This window comes from Actinomycetes bacterium (assembly GCA_036000965.1).
GTDB lineage: Bacteria > Actinomycetota > CALGFH01 > CALGFH01 > CALGFH01 > DASYUT01.
Genome location: DASYUT010000301.1, coordinates 25,675 through 46,341 on the forward strand (window position 1 = coordinate 25,675; position 20,667 = coordinate 46,341).

A 20,667-nucleotide genomic window follows, 5' to 3' on the forward strand; every position below is an offset into this window, starting at 1 on the left:
GGAGCCGGCCCATGATGGGGACCACGCTGTTCATCGACCCCGGCCGCTGCATCGGCTGCCAGGCCTGCGTGGCCGCCTGCCGGGAGTGCGACTCCCACCGCGGCAAGTCGATGATCCACCTCGACTACCTCGAGCCCGGGCGCTCCGCCGCCGCCATGCCCACGGTGTGCATGCACTGCGAGGACCCGGTGGCGCCATGCGCCGAGGTCTGCCCAGCCGACGCGATCCTGGTCACCGCCGACGGGGTGGTCCAGGAGGCGGCCAAGGAGCGCTGCATCGGCTGCGGCAACTGCGTCGACGCCTGCCCCTTCGGGGTCCCCAAACTCGACGTCGAGCAGCTGCTGCAGTACAAGTGCAACCTCTGCTACGACCGCACCTCGGTCGGGCTGGCGCCCATGTGCGCCACCGTCTGCCCGACCAGCGCGATCTTCTACGGCACGGTCGAGGAGCTGGAGGCCGACCGGCCGGGCGCGCAGGCCGTCGACGTGTTCGGCTTCGGCGCCGCCGAGGTCCGCACCGGCGCCGCGGTGGTGGTACCCGCCGGCCACGCCGGCCCGGTCCCCGGCGGGCTCTAGTGGCCCGGGACGAGACGGCAACACGGGCGCTGCTCGACCGCATCCGGGCCGACGCGCCGGTGACCCGGCGCGACTACCTGCGCATCCTGGTCACGGTCTCGGGGGGGCTGGTGGCCGGCGCCGCCGCGGTGGCGACCGGGGTGTTCCGCCGCCACGGCACCGGAGCGGCCCCGCCGAGGAAGGTGGCCGACCGGCTCGCCCCGGGCGAGGCGGTCGCCTTCCGCTACCCCGGCGCCGACGACCGGGCGCTCGCGATCCGCCTGCCGGGCGGCCAGCTCGTCGGCTACTCGGCGGTCTGCACCCACCTGGCCTGCGCGGTCCTCTGGCGCAGGGAGGAGGGCGAGCTGCAGTGCCCGTGCCACGACGGGGTGTTCGACCCGGCCAGCGGCGAGGTGCTGGCCGGGCCGCCGCCCCGGCCGCTGCCCAAGGTGCTGCTGCGCGAGGACGGCCAAGGGATCTGGGCCGTGGGGACCGGCTGATGGCCGCCGGCGAGGGCCACGGCCGGCCGGCGCCCCGCGACCGCGGCGACGACCCTGACCGGGACCAGCCCTACCGCGCCCGCGGGCTCGCGCCCTACCGGCGCGACGCCGGCCTGTACGACAGCGGGCTCACCGGCCGCTACCCGGGCCTGCGCGGCAGCGGCACCCGCGACCCGCGCGTCCGCTCGACCGGCCCCGGCCAGGGCGGCGACCAGCCCCCGGAGCGCGCCGCCATGCTGGCCGGCCGCATCGCGATCACTGCCACGGTTGTGGTCGGGCAGCTCTGGGGGCTCACCGTCGCCCTCAACGCCTGGCAGGAGGACCGACCGGGCCAGGTGTGGCTGCTGCTCGCGTTCCAGGCGCTGTCGTTCGCGCTCGCCGTGGCCGTCTGGCTGGCCGCCCCACGGGACCGCTGACCAAGGAGCCGCATGACCCGAGACACCCTGCCGCCGGAGCCCGCCAACCAGGCCGAGGGCCGGGCGCCGGCCTTGCTTGGCCGCAACCGCGCCCTCGCCCTGGCCACCCTCGGCTTCGCCGTCAACTTCTGGGCCTGGTCGCTGCTCAGCCCGCTCGCCCCCAGATACCAGGACCTGCTCCATCTCAGCCCGCTGGCGGTCGCCGTGATGGTGGCCGTGCCGGTGATCGTCGGGTCGCTCGGACGCATTCCCCTGGGCGCCCTCACCGACCGCTACGGCGGCCGGGTCGTGTTCGCGCTGCTGTCGTTCGTGGCCATCGCGCCGGTGCTGTTCTTAGCCTTCGCCACCGCCTACCCGGCGCTGCTGGCCGGCGGGTTGGTGCTCGGCCTTGCCGGCGCGTCGTTCGCGGTCGGGGTGCCGTTCGTCAGCGCCTGGTACCCGCCCGAGCGGCGCGGCTTCGCGCTCGGCGTGTACGGCATGGGCAACATCGGCGCCGCCATCTCCGGCTTCCTCACCCCCCGGATCGCCAATTCCCTCGGCCGGCCGTGGCCATTTCTGATCGTGGCGGTCGGCCTGGCCGCTGTCGGGCTGGCGTTCCTGCTCGTCGGGCGGGACGCCCCCGGCCGGCCGCGGGCGACCGAGCCGTTCATGGCCCGGTTCGCGGCCGCCCTGCGCCTGCCGGTCGCCCGCGACCTCGCCGTCCTGTATGCGATCACCTTCGGTGGCTTCGTGGCGTTCGGCGTGTACCTGCCGACCTTCCTGAAGACGGTCTACCGCCTGGGAGCCACCGACGCGGCCAGCCGAGCGGCCGGGTTCGTGGTGCTCGCCACCCTCGCCCGGCCGGTCGGCGGCTGGCTGGCCGACCGGGTCAGCGGGGTCCGCGTGCTGCTCTGGGCGCTGGGGGTGGTCGCCGCCAGCGCGGTCGTCACCGCTTTCCAGCCTCACATCGCGGTCGCTACCGTCGCGTTCCTGGCCATGGCGGTCGCCCTCGGGGTCGGCAACGGCGTCATTTTCGCGCTGGTCGGCAAGCACGTCCCGCCGACCCAGGTGGGCAGCGTGACCGGGGTGGTCGGTGCGGCCGGCGGCCTGGGCGGCTTCCTGCCCCCGATCGTCATGGGGCTGGTCTACCAGGCAACCGGCGACTACGCGATCGGGCTGATGCTACTCAGCGACGTCGCCCTGGCCGGGCTGGTGTTCACCGCCTGGCGCCTTGGCGGCAAGGCCGCTGGCCGAGACGAGGCCCGGACGGTCCGGACCGCTCGCTGATCGCCGGCGCCGCGGCTCATCCTGCTCCCTCCTCCGGCCCTGCCTCCCCCGCCACCCGCCAGGCCAGGGCGACCGCCGCCAACACCACGAACGACCCCAGCCCGAACCCGATGAGTAGCTGGCCTGCCTGCGCCACCCGGCTCCCGGCCGGCCCGACGACGGGGGTCGCGACCGCGACCAGGTACCAGCGCGGAGCGACCCGCCAGCGGCCGATGCGGGCCGCCAGGTCGCGGATCCCGGTGCGACCCTGCACGGCGGCTGTCATGACGAAGGCTGCGATCGCCGGGCCGACCAGGCCGGGGAAATGGGTCGGGCTCGCGCTGCCAGCCCGGACGGTCCGGTGGGCCAGGACCAGCGGAATCCAGCACGCCCATGAGATCGTATGGGCCAGGGCGAAGTAGCAGGCGAGAGGGTGTCGGCGTGCGAACGCCATCACGATCCGGCTGACCCTCCGGTTCGGGCTCACGGTCGTCGCCTCCATCACGCCCGCACGCTCCCCGTTGGTCATCGACGTTCCCCGCCAGGGATGGGGGAGTACGGCATGGGGCGCTCCCCGGGGGGTGGTTCCGTCGGGTCGGTCCGCGCCTGGACGGCCTCGGTGACCCGGTCGAGGAAGTCCTTCACGGTCGCCTCGGCCACCCGGTGGAGCAGCACCCGGTCGGCTGCCCGGCCCAGGCGGCCGAGCGGCGGCTGGTAGCGCCCGTTGATCGAGAGCTGGGTTCGCTCGGGGCCGAGTGGGCCCACTTCGATGTCGGCGTCCAGGGTGGGGAAGAGACTGCCCCCCTTGACCGCCTTCCAGGTCATCGGCAGCAGCGTCTTGCTGGGGAACCGGACCGGGTCGCCGAGCCGGACGGTGACCGGCAGGCCGACCCGGCGGCCGGGCGGGCCGATGCCGACCTCGGCCAGGAGTCCTTCGCCACGGCCCGCGACAGCAACGGCCAGCGCGGGCAGCCAGTGCTCGGGGGTGGTCAGCAGCGCCCCCTCGACCCGGTCGGGCGGGAGCGGCAGCTCCACGAAGTAGCGAATGAACATGGGGCCAGGGTGCCGCCGGTGTGGGCCGTGACCTAGGGCCGAACGTCCCGGGGCAAGGGGGGCCGTTGGCACCTCAGCGCGGGATCACCACGCGGACCAGGGTGCCTTGGGCGAGGACGCTGGAGACCTCGGCCCGGCCGCCGAGGGCCGCGGCCCGCGCACGCAGGTTCCCCAGCCCGTGGCCGGTGTGTGCCCGCTCGTCGGGGTCGAAGCCGCGGCCGTCGTCCTCGATCTCCAGCACCGCGTCTCCGCCGCTGGCGTACAGCGACACCCGGCAGGTCGGCGCGCCCGCGTGCCTGCCGACGTTGGACAGCGCCTCCCGGGTGAGCTGGACCAGGTCGCCGGCCCGGTGGGCCAGCGCGGCGGCGACCGCCGGGTCGATCTCGGTGACCGCGACGATGTCGGTGCGTTGCTGGAACTCCTCCACGAGCTGGCGCAGGGCCTGGTCGAGCTGCCGGTCGGCCAGGATGCCCGGGCGCAGCCCGAAGATGTAGTTGCGCAGGTCACCGATGACGCGGTCCATCTCCTCCACGGCCCCCTCGATGCGGCCCGCGACGCCGGCGTCGCGGGCCAGCGTGGCGGTGGCCTGCAGGCCCATCCCGACCGCGAACAGCGACTGGATGACACCGTCGTGGAGCTCCTTGGCGATCCGCTCGCGGTCTTCGAGCACGGCCAGCCGCTGCAGCTCACGCTGCAGGCGGGCGTGCTCGAGCACCACCGAGGCCTGCTCGGCGAACGTCTCGGTGAGGCCGACGTCAGCGTCACCGAAGCGGGCGCCGCCGGCGGCGTTGGCGACCAGCAGGGTGCCGAACGGCCGTCCTTGCGCGGTCAGGGGGACGAACAGCGCCGGACCGATCCCGCCCGCGCGGACGATCGGCTGCCAGGCCCGGTCGTCGGCGGCGGCGTCGGCCAGCACCACCGCCTTGCCGGTACGGATGACCTCCCCGGAGACCGAGCTCTCGGTCGGGAAAGAGGCTCCCCGTAGCTCGGCCGCGTGCAGGCCGGCGGCGGCCTGCAGGACGAGCGTCCCCTCGTCAGCCGGCGTGGCGATCGTCGTCAGGTCCGCGCCGACGAGCTCCCGGGCGTGGCGGGCGACCAGGTCGAGGGCGGCGTCGAGCTCGGTCCCGGCCAGGATCGCCGTGGTGACCGCGCGGATGGCCTCCAGACGCTGCGCGCGGTGGTGGGCCTCCTCGTACAGGCGCGCGTTCTCGACCGCCACCCCGGCCTGCGCGGCCAGGACCTCCAGGGCCCGCTCGTCGTCGGCGTCGAACTCCTCCGCGCCCTGCTTCTCGGTCAGGTAGAGGTTGCCGAAGACCGTGCCGCGGGCGGTCACCGGAGCGCCCAGGAACGAGCCCATCGGCGGGTGGTTGGGCGGGAACCCGACCGACCGGGGGTCGTCGGCGATGCGGCGCAGGCGCAGCGTGCGGGCGTCGTGGATGAGCACGCCCAGGATGCCGTGGCCGACCGGCAGCGGCCCGATCGCGGCCCGCTCCTCGGCGGTGACGCCGGTGGTGACGAACTCGGTGATCGTGCCGTCGGCGCCGAGCACGCCAAGCGCCCCGTAGCGGGCGCTGGTGAGCTCGGCGGCGAGGTCGACGATGCGCTGCAGGATCGCGGGCAGCGACAGCTCGGAGGACAGGGCCAGCCCGGCCTCCAGCAGCCGCTCGCCGCGGTCCTGCCAGCCGTTCATCACCGGCAGCCTAGCATCCGCGAACCAGCCGTTCCCGCGTTGCCTGGCGCGGTGGTGGGTCGGCTGGCTGCGCCGCTACGGCGCCCGGCGGGTGAACCGCTGCGTCACCAACGTCCCGGGCGCGCCAGCGCCGCTGTGGCTGGCGGGCGCCCCGGCTGCTCGCCGCGGTCCCGGTGGCGCCGCTGGTGGCCGGCGTGCCGATGTGCGCCGCGGCGCTGTCCTACGACATCAACGGCCAGGTCGCGGTGTCGCTCCACGCCGGCGGCGCCGTCACCGGTCTCGGGGTGCTCGCCGCCGGCGTGGAGCGCGGCGTCGGCGAGCTGCCCGCCGGCAGGGCCGCCGAGGCCGGCCCGGGGTGCGGAGCGCGGCCGGTGTCTGACCGCTGCGGCGGTGCCGGCCGTGCCGGCCGTGCCGGCGGTGCCGGACTGGTCAGCCGAGGTCTTGGAAGACCGCCTCCACGTCGAGCATGACCCGCGCCGCCCGGGCCGCGAAGCGGCCGGGCCGGAACCCCATGAGCAGCGGCTCCTCGGCGCGGTCGAGCAGCTCCCGCGCGACCAGGCGCCCGAGCGCCGGCGCCAGGGTGACCCCGCTGTGGGCCACGGCCAGGTACAGCGACGGCAGGCCCGGCACCGGCCCCACGATCGGCAGGCGGTCGGCGGGCATCGAGCGCCAGCCGACCAGCACCCGATCCACGCGGGCGGCAGCCAGGGCGGGGAAGAACCGGGCCGCCTGGGCGACCAGCGCCCGGGCGTGGCGCTGGGACACCTCGTCGGCGACCGCCTCCTGCGACCGCTCGCCGACCAGCACCGCGCCGTCGGCGCGGTGGCGCAGGTGCACCGGTGGCCCGGGGTCGCCGGGGGTGTAGACCACGCCGGGGGCCAGCGGCGCGGTCGGCGCGGTCACCACCAGCATCCCCGGGCTGGACACCAGCGGGACCTCCAGGCCGAACGCGGCGGTCACCGCGACCGACTCGGCGCCCGCCGCCAGCACGGCGACCGGCGGCCACAGCGTCTCGTCGCCGACCCGCACGCGCACCCCGCCGTCGACGACCCCGACCGCGGCCCGGACGCCCAGCAGCAGCCGCGCCCCGGCCGCCTCCAGGGCCTGCCGGCAGGCGGCCAGCACGGCAGGGGGGTCGACGTGGGCGTCGCGCTGGGCGTAGGCGGCCGCGCTGACCGGGCCGGGCTCGGCCGCCGGGAGCAGCTCCCGGAGCTGGCCCTCGGACACCAGCCGGATCGGGTAGCCCCAGGCCTGGGCCCGCGCGACCCGCTCGGCGAGCTGCCGGCCCGCGCCGGGGCCGGCCGTCCAGCGGATCTGGCCGCCGCGCCGGAAGCCGACGTCGCGGTCCAGCCGTGCGGCGAACCGTGCCCAGCTGGCCATGCCGGCGCTGGCCAGCTCGTAGTAGGCGACCGGGTCGGTGCCGAACGCGCTGATCGAGGCGAACGACGCCGCCGACGCGCTCTCCTGGGGACGGCCGGCGTCGACCAGGACCGGACGCGCGCCCCGGTCGGCCAGGTGCAGGGCGATCGCGCAGCCGACGATCCCCCCGCCGAGGACGACGACCGGGTCCCGCTCACTGGGTCGCATGCGTGGCTCCTTGCGGTGGTGGCGGCGGGGTCATCCCCACCAGTTGGGGGGCAGGTCCTCGGGCAGGCCGATCAGCCGGCCGCTCACCGTCGCCGGCACGATCCGCACGTAGTGCGCCCGCTCCCCGGGCGCCCACGGGTACAGCGGCAGGGTCCGCAGGCGCCGCAGCTGGTCGGGGTCGGTCACCGCGACGGCGTCGCCCCGGACCAGGACGCTCCAGCCGGTGCGGTTGGCCTGGTCGACCGCGTCGACCTCGAACGCGACGCGGGCCCCGCGCGCGGCGGCGTCCAGCTTGGTGCCCGGGTCGGTGCGGAACACCACCGCCAGCCGGTCCAAGACGTAGTTGACCGGGAAGACCACCGGCCCGTCCTGGTCGACCAGGGCCAGGCGGCCGAGGTGGCGCTCGGCCAGCAGCTTGCGGCACTCGTCGGCGGTCAGCTCCCGCCAGCGGTCATCGCACACGACCTACCTCCCCCTCCTCCTGCGTCGGGCCGTCCCAGCCGACCCGCCACACCAGCGGGCCACCCGACCGTAGAGCATCCGGGGAGGCTCTGCACGGGCCGGAGGTCCCAGGGCAACGGGGTCGGGTGGCCGGTCCAGGACGGCCGCGAAGGACGCATAGACTCGGCCAGGAGGCCGGTCCGGAACTCGAGCCGGACGCTCTCCTGGTAGGCGCGGACGAGCTGGAAGGCGTCCTTGAGCCAGCGCCGTTCGAGCGGGGAGAGGCCTGCCGCCGGAAGGAGATCGTCCGGCTCCCGCCCATCCCTGAGCTGCCCGGCCTGGTGGCGGAGGCGGAGCTCCTGCAGGTACTCGAAGGTCGTCACGGGCGCCGGTCGGTCCATCTCCGGTTCCCTCGTGGGGTGATCAGGCGTTCAGCTTGGTGGTTTGGCCGGCACTCGCCATGAGGCGAAGGACCCGACTCCGTGGGACCTTCCGCCGGGCGAGGCTCGCCGCGATGGCTCCGCCTTTGGGCTGATCGGCACCTGGCCGACGGGTCACAAGTCCCTACCCGCGGCCGCCCGACGGTCGTAGCGTCGCCCACGACATCGGAACGAGCGGGTGAGGTGAGCGTGGTGCAGGTGCGGGCGATCTACCGGCCGTCCGGCTCACCTGAGGAGGGATGGTCGTGGCCGACCTGCGCACGAGCTACCTGGGGCTCGACCTGCGTACCCCGCTGGTCGCCTCGGCGTCGCCGCTGACCGGGACGACGGATGGTCTGCGCCGGCTTGAGGACGCCGGCGCGGCCGCGGTCGTGCTGCCGTCGCTGTTTGAGGAGGAGGTCGGCGAGCAGGGACACGAGCTCGAACAGCGCCCCGTGGCCTACCTCAAGCTCGTCGAGCAGGCCAAGGCCGCCCTGTCGGTCCCGGTGATCGCCAGCCTCAACGGCGTCTCGCTGGGCGGCTGGACCCGCTACGCGGCCCTGCTCGAGCAGGCCGGCGCGGACGCGCTGGAGCTCAACGTCTATTACGTCTCCTCGCGCCCCGGGCTGAGCGGCGCCGAGGTCGAGCTGGGCTACCTCGACCTGGTCCGCAGCGTGCGCAGGGCGCTGCGGATCCCGCTGGCGGTCAAGGTGAGCCCCTACTTCAGCTCGATCATCAACCTGGCCGCGCGGCTCGCGGAGGTGGGCGCCGGCGGGCTGGTGCTGTTCAACCGCTTCTACCAGCCCGACCTGGACGTCGAGGCCCTCGAGGTGGTGCCGCGCCTGGAGCTCAGCACCTCGGCGGAGCTGCGCCTGCCGCTGCGCTGGATCGCGATCCTGCACGGCCGGGTGTCGGCCTCGCTGGCCGCCTCGACCGGGGTGCACACCCCCGAGGACGCGGTCAAGGCGCTGCTGGCCGGGGCCGACGTGGTGATGATGACCTCCGCGCTGCTGCGCCACGGCCCCGGCCACGTCCGCACCGTCGAGGCCGGCCTGCGCGCGTGGCTGGAACGGCACGGCCACCAAAACGTCGGGGAGGTCCGCGGGCGGCTGAGCCAGCGCGCGGTCCGCGACCCGGCCGCCTACGAGCGGGCCAACTACCTGCGGATGCTCGCCTCGCACCCAGCCCCGGCGGACGGCTAGACGCTGATCGCTTGCTGTCAGGCGGACGCCGCCTCGACACCCAGCTCTGTGCGAATGTTGGTCTGCACCGCCGCGGGCGGCCTGGTCGCATCGACCGCCAGGACGACCTCCTTGGCGCGGAACAGGTCCAGGACGGGCCTGGTCTTGGCATGGTAGTCGCGCAGGCGGGCGCGGACCGCCTCTGGCGTGTCGTCGGGCCGCGGGACGAGCTCGCCGCCGCACATGCCACAGACGCCGGGCACCCTCGGCCGGTGGGAGATGAGGTTGTAGTCCAGCCCGCAGCGGGAGCAGAGGCGACGGCTGAGGATGCGCTCCTCGACCACGCGGTCGGGCACCTCGAGAACGATCACCGCGTCGATGTCGTAGCTCTCCAGGAAGAACCGGGCCTGCGGCTGGTTGGGCGGGAAGCCGTCGATGATGAAGCCGAAGTTCCAGTCGTGCTCGCCCAGGCGCCGGTGCACCACGGCCGCGACCAGGTCGTCGGGCACCAGCTCGCCCGAGGCCACGACGCGTCGGACCTGCGCGCCGAGTTTGGTGTGGTGCTGGACGTTCCAGCGGAAGATGTCGCCGACGCTGATGTGCTCGAGATCCAACGTCTCGGCGAGCAGCTTGGCCTGGGTGCCCTTGCCGCTGCCCTGGACGCCCATGATGATGTACTTGCGCATCCGCCACCTCCCGGTCGCACATCGGATGGTCCGGTCACGGACCGTGCGGATCTTGCGCAGGTCCTCCTCGCTGGAAACCGCCCCCTCGACCAGGCAGACGTCCACGTCCTGCGGGTAGTCCTTGTGGTCCACGAGCGGGCTGTAGACGAGGTCGGCACGCTCGCCGATCTCCAGTTATCCCCGCGGCAAGCACCTCCTGGGCAGCCTAATGCGCGAACCGGCCGGGCTCAACGACCCGCGGGAGCATCGCCTCGCCGGCGGCGCCGACGCAGGGCCGAACGGCCCTGTGGTGAGGTGACCGTCAGCCCTTGGGGCGGGCAGCCAGCCGGGGTCCGATAAAGTGACCGCTGAAAGGGAGGTGCCACGATGCGGAGCTGCGTGGGGGACGTCATGACCACCGAGGTGGTCACGGTCGAAGCGTCGACGCCGTTCAAGACGATCGTCGCCCTGCTGGCCGCTCACGGGGTGAGCGCAGTGCCAGTCGTCGACATCGCGAGGCATGTGGTCGGGGTGGTGTCCGAGGCGGACCTGCTGCTCAAGGAGGAGGACCCGCAGGCAGGGCGGGAGGCGCCGATGTGGGAGCGCAAGCGGCACCGGCTGGAGCGGGGCAAGGCAGCCGGCGCGGTGGCCCGCGACCTGATGACTACGCCCGCCCAGACGGTCGGGTCGCTGGCCACGGTGGCTGAGGCGGCCAGGCTGATGCACGCGGAAGGGGTCAAGCGGCTGCCCGTGGTGGACACGCTCACGGGCCGGCTGGTCGGGATCGTCAGCCGCGGTGACCTGCTGCGCGTGTTCGCGCGATCCGATGCCGAGATCCGCAGCGAGATCGTGGACGACGTGATCTTGGGCGAGCTCTTCATGGACCCGCGGCGGTTCACCGTGGAGGTCCGCGACGGCGTGGTGGCGCTGCAGGGCCAGGTCGAGCGGCGCAGCGTGATCCCGATCCTGGTGCGGGCCGTACATGCCGTCGAAGGCGTCGTCCAGGTCGAGGACCACCGGCTCGGCTTCGAGGTCGACGACAGCAGGGTGGAGACGACCGGTCCTCGGCGGTGGCCGCCGATCTGAGCACATCGGCCGCCGATCTGAGCACATCGGCGACTGGTCAGCGGCGAGGACGATCATCTTGGCGCTCACGAACACGATCATCTTGGCGCTCACGAACACGACCACCACGGCGAGGCAGAGCGCCATGTGGGCTCGTCAGCAGGCGCCGCCACCCACCAGCGCCGCGCACTGGACCTCAGATGGCGTGAGCCCTGGGCCCTGGTGGCGCCAAGTGGGTGTCGTCGAAGTCGCAGCCGAGCCGGTCGTGGACCCGGACGACCCCGTCCACCGCGTCGACGGCACGTACCAGGAGCGGGATCAGGCTGCGCCGCTCGACCTGGCCCTGCAGCGCCACCACGCCGTCGCGGACCTCCACGGTGAACCGGTCCGGGCTCATCAGCAGGTCGTGGCGGATGACGTCCACGATCTCGCGTCGGATCTGGGCATCTGGGCGCAGGACCACCGCCAGCAAGTCACCACGGCTGACGATCCCGACCAGCCGCCCAAGCGCGTCGTCCACCGGCAGCCGCTTGACGCCTTCCGCGTGCATCAGCCTGGCCGCCTCAGCCACGGTGGCGTCACGGCCGATGGTGACCGCCGGGATGGTCATCAGATCAGCAGCAGTCGCACCGCGGGCCTTGGCCTGCTCGACGCGGCGGCGCTTGGACTCATACCACAGGGCGTGGCGCAGTCCGGACGGATATTCCTGCTTGAGCAGCAGGTCGGCCTCGGACACGATGCCGAGGACGTGGTGGCGCTCGTCGACCACGGGCAGGGCGCTCACCCGGTGCTCGCGCAGCAGCCGGGCCAGCTCCTTGTAGGGCGTGTCAGGTCGGGCCGCGACCACCTGGGCCGTCATGACTTCGTGCACCTTTCGAGGCATCGGGCGACCTCCTTGCGTTGGTGCCCCAGGTTCCGCGGAGCGCTGGCAACGCTTCGCGATCTAAGCGTAGGAGGCGCCGCCACCACGCAGTAGAGCGGAAGGTCCCGGCACGGCAGGGACCTTCGACCGATTTAGCCCCGGCGGGCCGTACGACCCTCGCCAGGGATGCCGGTGCCCGACAGACTTGAGCCGGAGGAGGCGGGTGTACGTCAACCTCGCCATCGCCGAATGGCCGAGCAGATCGCCGCCCTCCCGGTCGAGGGTGTCGCTGAGCGCGGACGCAGTCGAGCCGTCCAGGCGCGCCATCGCCGCCGCCGCTCGGCGGCTGCTGCTCACGGCCGCCCTGGGACCTCGTCGTCGGCAGGCGCCAGCACGCAGCCGCTGGGCGCGACGCTGACCGGGCGTCCTGTCCGTGTCACCACCGGCCGGTCGGGTCCCGCGGCGGGCGGGTCGTCCGGCCCCTTGCCGCGGGTGTCCGCCCAAGACAGACTCGGACGAGGTGGCGCCGTGGGAGCCGGCACGCCGCCGTCACCACGGCAAGCAGGGACGAGGAGGAGCAGATGGCCGCAATGCTGGCCTACCCGGCCCACCGCGAATGCGACATCGTCCTGCGGGACGGATCGACCGTGCACGTCCGGCCCGTCCGCCAGGAGGACGCCGCCCAGGTCCGGACGATGTTCGAGGGCATGTCCGACACCTCGCGCTGGCTGCGGTTCTTCACCGCGTTCCCCAGCCTGGACCCGGTCGTTCGCTGGGCGACCGAGGTCGACTACGACCGTCGCTTTGGCCTGGTCGCCACCGCGGGTGGGCTCGTCGTCGCCCACGCCGGCTACGAGCGGGATCCTGAGCGCCCGCACCGCGCCGAGGCCGCGTTCGCGATCGCCGACGCCTGGCAGGGCAAGGGACTCGGCACGATCCTGCTGGGCGAGCTCGCCGAGGCTGCCGACCAGGCTGGGCTCGCCACCTTCACGGCCGAGGTCCTGCCCGAGAACCACCGTATGGTCCAGGTCTTCCGGGACTCCGGATTCCCGGTGATGCTGCACGCGGTCCCGGGGATCCTCCTGGTGGAATTCCCGACTGCGCTGACCCCGGAGGGGCTGGACCGGTTCGAGCGCCGCGACCAGCTCGCGGCGGTTGCCGCCGTGCGGGCGCTGCTCGCGCCCCGGTCGGTCGCGGTCGTGGGCGCGTCGCGCACCCGGGGCACGGTCGGCGGGGAGCTGTTCCACAACCTGCTCGCGGCGGGCTTCGACGGACCGGTGTACCCGGTCAACCCGGCCGTGCCGGTGGTGCAGTCGGTGCTCGCCTACCCCAGCGTGCTCGACGTGCCCGGCCCGGTCGACCTGGCCGTGGTCGCGGTCCCGGCCGCCCGGGTGGTCGACACCGTCAGGCAGTGCGCGGCCAAGGGCGTCCGCGGGCTGGTCGTCATCTCGGCCGGGTTCGCCGAGACCGGCCCGGAAGGCGCCGAGCGCCAGGCCGAGCTGCTGCGCGCCTGCCGCGAGGCGGGCATGCGCATGATCGGCCCGAACTGCCTCGGAATCGTCAACACCGCCCCCGGCGTGTGCCTGGACGCCACCTTCGGGCCGATCTTGCCCCAGCTCGGCCGGGTGGGGTTCCTGTCGCAGTCCGGTGCGCTCGGGCTGGCCATCATCGACTATGCCAACGCGCTCGGCCTGGGGCTGTCGTCGTTCGTGTCGGTCGGCAACAAGGCCGACATCTCCGGGAACGACCTGCTCGCCTACTGGGAGCAGGACGACGCGACCGACGTGGTCTTGCTGTACCTGGAGTCGTTCGGGAACCCGCGCAAGTTCGCCCGCCTGGCCCGCCGGGTCAGCCGGACCAAGCCGATCGTGGCGGTCAAGAGTGGCCGCTCCGCGGCTGGCACGCGGGCTACCTCCTCGCATACCGGTGCGCTGCTCGCCTCGTCGGACGCGACCGTGGACGCGCTGTTCCGCCAGGCCGGGGTGATCCGCACCGACACCCTGGCCGAGCTGTTCGACGTGGCCGCGCTGCTGGCCAACCAGCCGCTGCCGGCGGGGCGGCGGGTCGGCATCGTCACCAACGCGGGCGGGCCGGGCATCCTGTGCGCCGACACCTGCGAGGCGGGCGGCCTGGAGGTCGTCCCGCTCTCCGAGGAGCTGCGCGGGAGGCTGGCGGCATTCCTGCCGCCCGCGGCCGCCACCGGCAACCCGGTCGACATGCTCGCCTCGGCCCCGCCCGAGCACTACCGGCGCACGCTCGGGCTCGTGGCCGCCAGCGGCGAGGTTGACGCGGTCATCGCCATCTTCATCCCGCCGCTGGCCACCGACCGGCATGAGGTGGCCCGGGCGGTCCGCGACGCGGCGGCCGAGGTGGGCCCGGTGCCGCTGCTGACGGTGTTCATGTCGGCCCATGGTGTGCTGGACGAGCTGCGCGGTCCAGACGTCCGGATCCCGTCCTACCGCTTCCCCGAGGACGCCGCGCGGGCACTGATCCGCGCCGTCGAGCACGCCGCCTGGCGGCGCCGGCCCGAGGGGCGGGTGCCCGAGCTTGACGGGATCCGCCAGGACGAGGCCGCCGCGCTGCTCGCCGCGGCGCTGCGGGACGGTCCGCGCTGGCTGGACCCGGACCAGGTCGCGCGCCTGCTCGGCTGCTACGGCCTGCCGCTGGTTCCCGGCCGCGTCGAGGCGACGCCCGAGCAGGCGGGGGCGGCCGCCGAGGAGCTGGGTGGCGCGGTCGCGCTGAAGGCGGTCGCGCGCGGGCTGGTGCACAAGACCGAGGCGCAGGCCGTGCGGCTCGGCCTGGCCGGCGCTGGGCAGGTGCGCGAGGCGGCCGAGGAGATGGCCGAGGCGGTGGCCGCCGCCGGACACGAGGTCGAGGGCTTCCTGGTCCAGCAGCAGGTCGGCGGCGGGGTGGAGATGCTGGTCGGCGTCGTCCACGACGCCTCGTTCGGGCCGGTCGTGGCCTGCGGGGCCGGGGGGACCACGGTCGAGCTGCTCCGCGACGTGGTCGCGCGGATCACCCCGCTCACCGATCTCGACGCGGCCGAGATGGTCCGCTCGCTGGCGACCTTCCCGCTGCTCGACGGCTACCGCGGGGCGCCCAGGGCGGACGTGGCGGCGCTCGAGGAGGTCCTGCTCCGGGTGAGCGCGCTCGTCGAAGCGCACCCACAGGTCAAGGAGATGGACTGCAACCCGGTGATGGTCCTGCCCGAGGGGCGGGGGGTGGTCGTGGTGGACGCCCGCGTGCGGGTCGAAGAGGCTCCGCCACCCGTCCCGCTGCTCGCGCGCCGAAAGTGAGGGTGCGGCTCACCATGCCAACCAGCCGGCCGCCTTCTGCCACGCCCGCCGCCGACCCGGTCTTTCGAAGAACGGGACCGGGTCGCCTGGCCGGTGCTCGGCCGCGAGGACGAGCTGAAGGGCTATCACGAGGTCGAACGCCATCCCAACGCCCGCCGCGTCCCCGGCCTGCTGCTGTACCGGTTCGACGCGCCGCTGTTCTTCGCCAACGCCGGCCACTTCCGGCGCCGGGTCCGCGAAAGGCCGAGTCGACCGGGTTGGACGGCTGTAGCCCTTCAGAGGAGCAGCCTGTGCACTGTCCATGTCGCTGGCGGCTCCCGCGGCACGCTCATGCCGCGGTCATCGTCGTTCTCCTGACGGTGGGTCTAACCGCGTGCACCGCTTCCCAAGTCGCCGGCCCGGCCGGCCGGCCGGCGCGAGTCGTCGCCACCCAAACGCTCGGCCCGCGAGTGCGCGACCTCACCATCGACTCCCCGGCGCTCGGCCGCCGCGCCATGGTGCGCCTGCTGCTGCCGCGCGGCTTCGAGGCCGAGCCGGCCCGCCGCTGGCCGGTGCTGTGGCTGCTGCACGGGTGCTGCGACACCTACCAGAGCTGGACCCGCTCCACCGACCTCGAGCAGTTGCCTAGCCTGGCCGAGGTGCTGGTGGTCATGCCCGAGGCCGGACAGGTGGGCTACTACTCCGACTGGTACAACCGCGGCCGCGGCGGCCCGCCCCGCTGGGAGACTTTCCACCTGGCCGAACTGCGCCAACTGCTAGAGCGCGACTGGCGCGCCGGGGACCGGCGGGTCGTGGCCGGGTTGTCGATGGGCGGGCTCGGGGCGATGGCGTACGCGGCCCGCCATCCTGGCATGTTCCGGGCGGCGGCCTCCTACAGCGGGCTGCTCCACACCCGCTACGAGGGCGCCCCGATCGCGGGCCCGCACCTGGTCCAGAACGTGCTGGCCGACTTCGGCGAGGATCCACACGCCCTGTGGGGCGACCCGCGGTGGCACGCCGACATCTGGGCGGCGCACAACCCCTACGACCTTGCGCCCAAGCTCAGCGGGGTCGACCTGTTCGTGTCGGTCGGCAACGGCCGGCCCGGTCCGCTCGACGGGCTGGCAACCACCGAGCAGGGACGGCAGATCGAGCGGGCCTTGCAGCCACAGAGCGTCGCCTTCGTCGGGCGGCTGCGCCACCTCGGCATCCCGGTCCAGTTCGACGCGGGGCGCGCGGGCGCCCACGACTGGCCCTACTGGCAGCAGTAGCTGCACCGGTCGCTGCCGCTGCTCCTGCATGCCCTGCAGCGCCCGGCTCGAATCGGCTAGCGTCGTTTCCGTGGCGCAGCCTGATTGGAAAACAGACCGACTTCGCCTGATATGAGCCCGGTTTTCACGTCCGCACGGCGTCCCCGCAGGGACATGGAGACTGTCTTGGCAGTCGCCGTGATCGCCTGGCTCGGCTCCAGGGCCCGTGTGCCACTGGCCTGGGGTCGCGGCAGCGTCGCTGGTCCTCAGCCTCGCCGCGCTCTGCGTAGCGATTGTGGGTGCGTTATCACCGTCGCGTTGCGGCTCCTCATGACCCGAAGCACGCAAGATGGGCCGGCGACGAGAGGGCGCCACCGCGCGCGCGACCGCTGGGCCGGGCTCCGCGGACGGCAGGCGAACGGGCATCGGGGCCCGGCACAGCCCTCCCGTCCGGGCTCGACCAGGCGTGTCTGGGGCGAGGTGGCAGCGGGCGAGTGGTAGTGGATGGAGGTTCCCGCATGCGAGACCCAGCCCGACTCCCCTCGGGCCTGAACGGGAGCCGTGCGGGCGCCACGTGTCCGCAGGGACCCAAGGGTCAGCGGGGCCTACAGCGCGAACTCGCGCGCGTCCCCGGGCGGGATCTCGACGACCTCGTCGCCGAAGCTGACCTTGATGGGGGCGCCGGCCGACGGACGCACCCGTACCCGGGCGCGGTCGAGCAGGACATGCAGGTTGACCCCCCAATGTCCCCGGTAGCGGAGGTCCGCGTCGAGCCCGCTGAGCTCCTCAGGCAGGCTGGGGTTCAGCCACAGCACGTCCCCGCGGATCTCGATGCCCGTGTAGCAGCGCTGGGCCAGGTCGACCGTGCCGGCCATGGCGCCCAGGTGGATGCCTTCCGCGGTGGTGCCGTCCTGGACGTCGTGGAGGTCTGAGGCCAGCGCTTCGGTGAAGAACCGCCACGAGCGAGAACGGTCCGACCGGGCCAGCACCCAGGCGTGGACGACGCTGCTCAGGGTCGAGCCGTGCGAGGTCCGGGCCAGGTAGTAGTCGACGTTGCGGCGGATCGCGGCGGCCTCGAGCGGGTAGCCGAGCCCGCCCAGCAGCTCGCGCAGCTCGTCGGCGGACAGCAGATAGAACAGCATGAGCACGTCCGCCTGCTTGGACGCCTTGTAGCGGTTGGGGGAGTCGCCTTCGGCCTCGAGGATCCGGTCGAGCCGGCGGATGTCTCCGTGGCGGCGCCGCAGGCTGTCCCAGTCCAGCTCCTCGAGCCGGTCGTAGCCATCGAACTGGCTGATGATGTCGCCGTCGTGGAACGCGACCCGCATCCGTCGGGTCACATCCCGCCAGCGTCGGATCTCCTCGGGCTGGAGGGCCAGCCGCTCCTCCAGCTCGACACGACGGTGCCCGGGCAGCACCTCGAGCACGTCCAAGGCTCGGTGCAGGACCCACACGGCCATGACGTTGGTGTAGGCGTTGTCGTCCAGCCCAGGCCGGTCCGCGTCCGGGTAGGCGTCGTGGTACTCGTCGGGGCCCATGACCCCGAGGACCCGGTAGCGGCCCAGCGCGTCGTCGAAGGTCGCGCTGCTCGCCCAGAACCGGGCGATCTCGAGCAGCATCTCCGCGCCGTGCTCGGACAGGAACCCGAGGTCGCCGGTGGCCTGGTAGTAGTGCCAGACGTTGTAGGCGACGGCGACGTTGACGTGCCGCTGCAGATGCGAGTGGTCGGGCAGCCAGCGTCCCGAACGAGGGTTGAGGTGCAGCCGCTGGGTCTCCTCGCGGCCGTTGCTGCCACTCTGCCACGGGTACATGGCGCCCGCGTAGCCCGCCTCCCGTGCCGCCCAGCGCGCCTCGGGAAGGCGCCGCCAGCGGTAGCGGAGCAGCGCGCGGGCCAGTTCCGGGAACCGGAGGTTAAGGAAGGGGAGGATGAACAGCTCGTCCCAGAACACGTGCCCCCGATACGCCTCGCCGTGCCACCCGCGCGCGGGCACGCCGACGTCGAGCTCGACGCTGTGCTCCGAGATGGTCTGCAGCAGGTGGAAGACGTGCAGGTTGAGGATGCGGGCGGTCTCGTCGCCGGCGTCGATGGCCAGCCGGCAGCGCCGCCAGAGCTGGTCCCACGCCAGCGCGTGGCGCTCCAGCAACTCGGCGAAGCCGCCGGCCCGCGCGACCCGCTGGCGCGCATCCAGGGCGCCATCGGTGATGGCGCGGTCCCGGGAGGTGAACAGGGCGACGATCTTCTCCACCATGACCGGCACGCCCTGCTCGACTTCCAGCGTCAGGTCCTGGGCGGCGAAACCGGGTTCCACGAGCGTCCGCCGCTCCGTCGCGAGCAGCCGGCCGCCGCCCAGGACCCGGGTCCTGGCCGCCTGCGCGATCCGCACGCCCGAGGCGGTCGTCTCGACCTGCAGCCAGATCGTCTCGTCGCCGTCCTGGCCGGCGTCGACCGGGACCAGGTGCCGGCCGTTCAGCTCGCGGTAGCGCGCCACGCCGGCGTTGGTGACGCGGCCGTCCAGGGCCGAGCGGACCCCTAGCCGTCCCGACCAGTTCTCGGCCACGAAGGTCGTCTCCAGCCCGGCCAGGTGCGGGTCGCCCATGTGCACCAGGCGGCGCTGGGTGACCCGGGTCACCCGTCCCTCCCGGTCGCGCACGCGCAGGTGCCGGGCGAGCACGCCCCGGCGCAGGTCGAGCTCCTGGCGGTAGTCGGGCAGGTCGGCCGCGCCCGGTTCGAACCAGTCGCCGCCGACGGCCTGGAAGGTGAGCGGCAGCCAGTTCGGCACGTTGACCAGATCTTCGTTTTCGACCGCGCGGCCCGCCATCTCGGTGACGAGCCGGTTGTAGCAGCCGGCGACGTACGTGCCCGGGTAGTGGACGCCGTCGGCGCGGGCCTCGGGCGCGGCCCCGCGGGTGGCGAAGTAGCCGTTGCCGAGCGTGCACAGCGCCTCCCGCAGTCCCTCGGTGGCCGGGTCGAACCCCTCGTAGGCCAGCGTCCAGGCGTCCGAGGCCAGGGCCTGCGGGTCAGGCAGGTCGTCCAGGTGCAGTTCGGCGAGGTCGCCGACAACCACGTCGGCGCCGTGCTCGGCCAGGGCAGCCGCCTGCCCGACCCGGTCCACGCCGACGACCAGGCCGAAGCCACCCCGGTGGCCGGCCTCCACGCCCGCCAGGGCGTCCTCCACGACCGCGGCCCGCTCCGGCGCCACGCCCAGCCGCCGGGCCGCCTCGATGAACAGCGCGGGGTCGGGCTTGCCGGCCAGCCCGAGCCGCGCGGCCTCCACGCCGTCGACCTGCGCGTCGAACAGGCTGCGCACACCAGCAGCATCGAGCACGGCAGCGGCGTTGCGGCTCGACGAGACCGCCGCCGCGGGTACCTCGCGGGCCCGCAGCGCCCGCAGGAATGCCACCGTGGAGGGGAATGGCGGCGCGCCGTCCTTGGCCAGCTCCTGGAGGAAGTAGCCGTTCTTGCGGTTGCCGAGTCCACACACCGTCTCGCGGTCGGGCGGGTCGTCCGGCTCGCCGCGGGGCAGGTCCACGCCCCGGGAGGCCAGGAAGCCGGCCACGCCGTCGTAGCGGGGGATGCCGTCCACGTCGCGAAGGTAGTCGGCCTCCTCGAAGGGCCGGAAGGGCTCGCCGAGGCGGGCGCTCCGCGCCCGCAGGTACTCGTCGAACAGCCGCTTCCAGGCGGCCTGGTGTACCCGTGCGGTGTCGGTGACCACGCCGTCGACATCGAACACGAACGCCTCGATGCGATCGAGCGGGAGCGGCGCAGCACGGCGCCCGCCGGTGTCCTCCGCGGTCACGCCATCCATCCGACCCATCGGCCCCCTTCCTCTCCTCCAACGGCTGCCGTCGGGACGTACGATACTGGGCACGAGGGCTGCCCGGTCCGCGTGGGGCGCGCGCGCCCCGCAGGACAGGGCTTGCGGGCCCGTCTCGGCTGCTAGGATGGCCCCATGGACGCGCCCCCGCTGCGGGTGATGCTGGTCGACGACCACGAGGTGGTCCGCGACGGCATCAAGGCGCTGCTGGCCGCCACCGACGACATCGTGGTCTGCGCCGAGGCCGCCAGCGTGCGCCAGGCGGTCGCCGAGGCCGACCGGGCCCTGCCCGACGTGATCGTGATGGACGTGCGCCTGACCGACGGCTCGGGCATCGAGGCCACCCGCGACATCCGCGCGGCGCGGCCAAAGACCCAGGTCCTGATGCTGACCTCGTTCGCCGATGACGAGGCGCTGTACGCCTCGGTCATGGCGGGCGCGGCCGGGTATGTGCTCAAGCAGATCCGGGGCGGCGAGCTGGTCGGTGCCATCCGGACGGTCGGGGCGGGCCAGAGCCTGCTTGACCCGGCCGTGACCCGGGGGGTGCTGGACCGGCTGCGCAGGGGCAAGCATCTGCTGGGCGACGAGAAGCTGGCCCGGCTGTCGCCGCAGGAGGAGCGCATCCTTGGCCTGGTCGCCGGCGGCAGGACCA

General features: G+C 73.8%; 18 protein-coding genes and 1 pseudogene. 11 read left to right on the top strand and 8 right to left on the bottom strand.

Translation table 11 applies throughout. The annotated features are described in order from the left end of the window. Positions 1-11 precede the first annotated feature (11 nt). The 4 genes and pseudogenes from VG276_26600 (at position 12) to VG276_26615 (ending at position 2,736) form a co-directional block, all read left to right on the top strand. Complete coding sequence (locus VG276_26600) at positions 12-575, top strand: 4Fe-4S dicluster domain-containing protein (GenBank protein HEV8652861.1); 564 nt, start codon at positions 12-14, stop codon at positions 573-575. Continuing rightward, positions 575-1,048, top strand: a pseudogene (locus VG276_26605) (Rieske 2Fe-2S domain-containing protein). Before VG276_26600 ends, VG276_26605 begins: the two are co-directional and overlap by 1 nt. A gap of 5 nt (positions 1,049-1,053) precedes the next feature. Next, positions 1,054-1,470, top strand: coding sequence for a hypothetical protein (locus VG276_26610; protein HEV8652862.1), 417 nt, complete (start codon positions 1,054-1,056; stop codon positions 1,468-1,470). A 12-nt stretch (positions 1,471-1,482) separates the two neighbouring features. Further along, entirely contained in the window at positions 1,483-2,736 is a 1,254-nt protein-coding gene (locus VG276_26615) for an MFS transporter (GenBank protein HEV8652863.1), read from the top strand. Between the two features lie 16 nt (positions 2,737-2,752). On the opposite strand, the gene VG276_26620 is transcribed toward VG276_26615, so the two are convergent. From VG276_26620 to VG276_26630, 3 genes are all read right to left on the bottom strand, one after another. Next, a complete protein-coding gene (locus VG276_26620; GenBank protein ID HEV8652864.1) occupies positions 2,753-3,244 on the bottom strand; it encodes a hypothetical protein in 492 nt (163 codons plus the stop codon). Further along, on the bottom strand, positions 3,241-3,768 hold the full coding sequence (locus VG276_26625) for a hypothetical protein (GenBank protein HEV8652865.1): 528 nt from the start codon (positions 3,766-3,768) through the stop codon (positions 3,241-3,243). The genes VG276_26620 and VG276_26625 overlap by 4 nt, the downstream gene beginning before the upstream one ends. 73 nt (positions 3,769-3,841) lie before the next feature. Further along, the gene (locus VG276_26630) at positions 3,842-5,458 is read right to left on the bottom strand and encodes a GAF domain-containing protein (protein HEV8652866.1); all 1,617 of its coding nucleotides are present in this window, start codon (positions 5,456-5,458) and stop codon (positions 3,842-3,844) included. Positions 5,459-5,643: 185 nt separating this feature from the next. On the opposite strand from VG276_26630, the gene VG276_26635 reads away from it, so the two are divergent. After that, entirely contained in the window at positions 5,644-5,928 is a 285-nt protein-coding gene (locus VG276_26635) for a hypothetical protein (GenBank protein ID HEV8652867.1), read from the top strand. On the opposite strand, the gene VG276_26640 is transcribed toward VG276_26635, so the two are convergent. Next, positions 5,888-7,045 (bottom strand): FAD-binding oxidoreductase, encoded by a 1,158-nt coding sequence (locus tag VG276_26640; GenBank protein ID HEV8652868.1) that lies wholly within the window; start codon positions 7,043-7,045, stop codon positions 5,888-5,890. The two genes, VG276_26635 and VG276_26640, sit on opposite strands and share 41 nt — an antisense overlap. Positions 7,046-7,075: 30 nt before the next feature. Continuing rightward, positions 7,076-7,507 carry a pyridoxamine 5'-phosphate oxidase family protein gene (locus tag VG276_26645; protein ID HEV8652869.1) on the bottom strand — a complete coding sequence of 144 codons (432 nt, stop codon included), beginning with the start codon at positions 7,505-7,507 and terminating at the stop codon, positions 7,076-7,078. A 658-nt stretch (positions 7,508-8,165) separates the two neighbouring features. Between VG276_26645 and VG276_26650 the strand changes: the two genes are divergently transcribed. Further along, positions 8,166-9,107, top strand: coding sequence for a dihydroorotate dehydrogenase-like protein (locus VG276_26650; GenBank protein HEV8652870.1), 942 nt, complete (start codon positions 8,166-8,168; stop codon positions 9,105-9,107). A gap of 17 nt (positions 9,108-9,124) precedes the next feature. Here VG276_26650 and VG276_26655 read toward each other — a convergent pair whose 3' ends face one another. After that, complete coding sequence (locus VG276_26655; protein HEV8652871.1) at positions 9,125-9,772, bottom strand: nucleoside monophosphate kinase; 648 nt, start codon at positions 9,770-9,772, stop codon at positions 9,125-9,127. Between the two features lie 366 nt (positions 9,773-10,138). On the opposite strand from VG276_26655, the gene VG276_26660 reads away from it, so the two are divergent. Continuing rightward, a complete protein-coding gene (locus tag VG276_26660; protein ID HEV8652872.1) occupies positions 10,139-10,837 on the top strand; it encodes a CBS domain-containing protein in 699 nt (232 codons plus the stop codon). Between the two features lie 175 nt (positions 10,838-11,012). On the opposite strand, the gene VG276_26665 is transcribed toward VG276_26660, so the two are convergent. Further along, complete coding sequence (locus tag VG276_26665) at positions 11,013-11,675, bottom strand: CBS domain-containing protein (protein HEV8652873.1); 663 nt, start codon at positions 11,673-11,675, stop codon at positions 11,013-11,015. A gap of 584 nt (positions 11,676-12,259) precedes the next feature. Between VG276_26665 and VG276_26670 the strand changes: the two genes are divergently transcribed. The 3 genes from VG276_26670 (at position 12,260) to VG276_26680 (ending at position 16,224) form a co-directional block, all read left to right on the top strand. Further along, positions 12,260-14,974 carry a GNAT family N-acetyltransferase gene (locus tag VG276_26670; GenBank protein HEV8652874.1) on the top strand — a complete coding sequence of 905 codons (2,715 nt, stop codon included), beginning with the start codon at positions 12,260-12,262 and terminating at the stop codon, positions 14,972-14,974. A 93-nt stretch (positions 14,975-15,067) separates the two neighbouring features. Beyond that, positions 15,068-15,331, top strand: coding sequence for a hypothetical protein (locus VG276_26675; protein ID HEV8652875.1), 264 nt, complete (start codon positions 15,068-15,070; stop codon positions 15,329-15,331). A 92-nt stretch (positions 15,332-15,423) separates the two neighbouring features. Further along, positions 15,424-16,224 (top strand): alpha/beta hydrolase family protein, encoded by an 801-nt coding sequence (locus VG276_26680; GenBank protein HEV8652876.1) that lies wholly within the window; start codon positions 15,424-15,426, stop codon positions 16,222-16,224. A 584-nt stretch (positions 16,225-16,808) separates the two neighbouring features. Here VG276_26680 and VG276_26685 read toward each other — a convergent pair. Next, a complete protein-coding gene (locus VG276_26685; GenBank protein HEV8652877.1) occupies positions 16,809-20,015 on the bottom strand; it encodes a beta-phosphoglucomutase family hydrolase in 3,207 nt (1,068 codons plus the stop codon). Positions 20,016-20,150: 135 nt separating this feature from the next. Between VG276_26685 and VG276_26690 the strand changes: the two genes are divergently transcribed. Continuing rightward, positions 20,151-20,667, top strand: a 517-nt coding sequence (locus tag VG276_26690) for a response regulator transcription factor (GenBank protein ID HEV8652878.1), incomplete at its 3' end; no start/stop codon positions are given.

What these genes read in the sequence shown, in the direction of transcription:
- VG276_26600 (HEV8652861.1), top strand. Translation starts at nt 12, where the DNA reads ATGATGGGGACCACGCTGTTCATCGACCCCGGCCGCTGCATCGGCTGC.
- VG276_26610 (HEV8652862.1), top strand. Translation starts at nt 1,054, where the DNA reads ATGGCCGCCGGCGAGGGCCACGGCCGGCCGGCGCCCCGCGACCGCGGC.
- VG276_26615 (HEV8652863.1), top strand. Translation starts at nt 1,483, where the DNA reads ATGACCCGAGACACCCTGCCGCCGGAGCCCGCCAACCAGGCCGAGGGC.
- VG276_26620 (HEV8652864.1), bottom strand. Translation starts at nt 3,244, where the DNA reads ATGACCAACGGGGAGCGTGCGGGCGTGATGGAGGCGACGACCGTGAGC.
- VG276_26625 (HEV8652865.1), bottom strand. Translation starts at nt 3,768, where the DNA reads ATGTTCATTCGCTACTTCGTGGAGCTGCCGCTCCCGCCCGACCGGGTC.
- VG276_26630 (HEV8652866.1), bottom strand. Translation starts at nt 5,458, where the DNA reads ATGAACGGCTGGCAGGACCGCGGCGAGCGGCTGCTGGAGGCCGGGCTG.
- VG276_26640 (HEV8652868.1), bottom strand. Translation starts at nt 7,045, where the DNA reads ATGCGACCCAGTGAGCGGGACCCGGTCGTCGTCCTCGGCGGGGGGATC.
- VG276_26650 (HEV8652870.1), top strand. Translation starts at nt 8,166, where the DNA reads ATGGTCGTGGCCGACCTGCGCACGAGCTACCTGGGGCTCGACCTGCGT.
- VG276_26655 (HEV8652871.1), bottom strand. Translation starts at nt 9,772, where the DNA reads ATGCGCAAGTACATCATCATGGGCGTCCAGGGCAGCGGCAAGGGCACC.
- VG276_26660 (HEV8652872.1), top strand. Translation starts at nt 10,139, where the DNA reads ATGCGGAGCTGCGTGGGGGACGTCATGACCACCGAGGTGGTCACGGTC.
- VG276_26665 (HEV8652873.1), bottom strand. Translation starts at nt 11,675, where the DNA reads ATGACGGCCCAGGTGGTCGCGGCCCGACCTGACACGCCCTACAAGGAG.
- VG276_26670 (HEV8652874.1), top strand. Translation starts at nt 12,260, where the DNA reads ATGGCCGCAATGCTGGCCTACCCGGCCCACCGCGAATGCGACATCGTC.
- VG276_26685 (HEV8652877.1), bottom strand. Translation starts at nt 20,015, where the DNA reads ATGGGTCGGATGGATGGCGTGACCGCGGAGGACACCGGCGGGCGCCGT.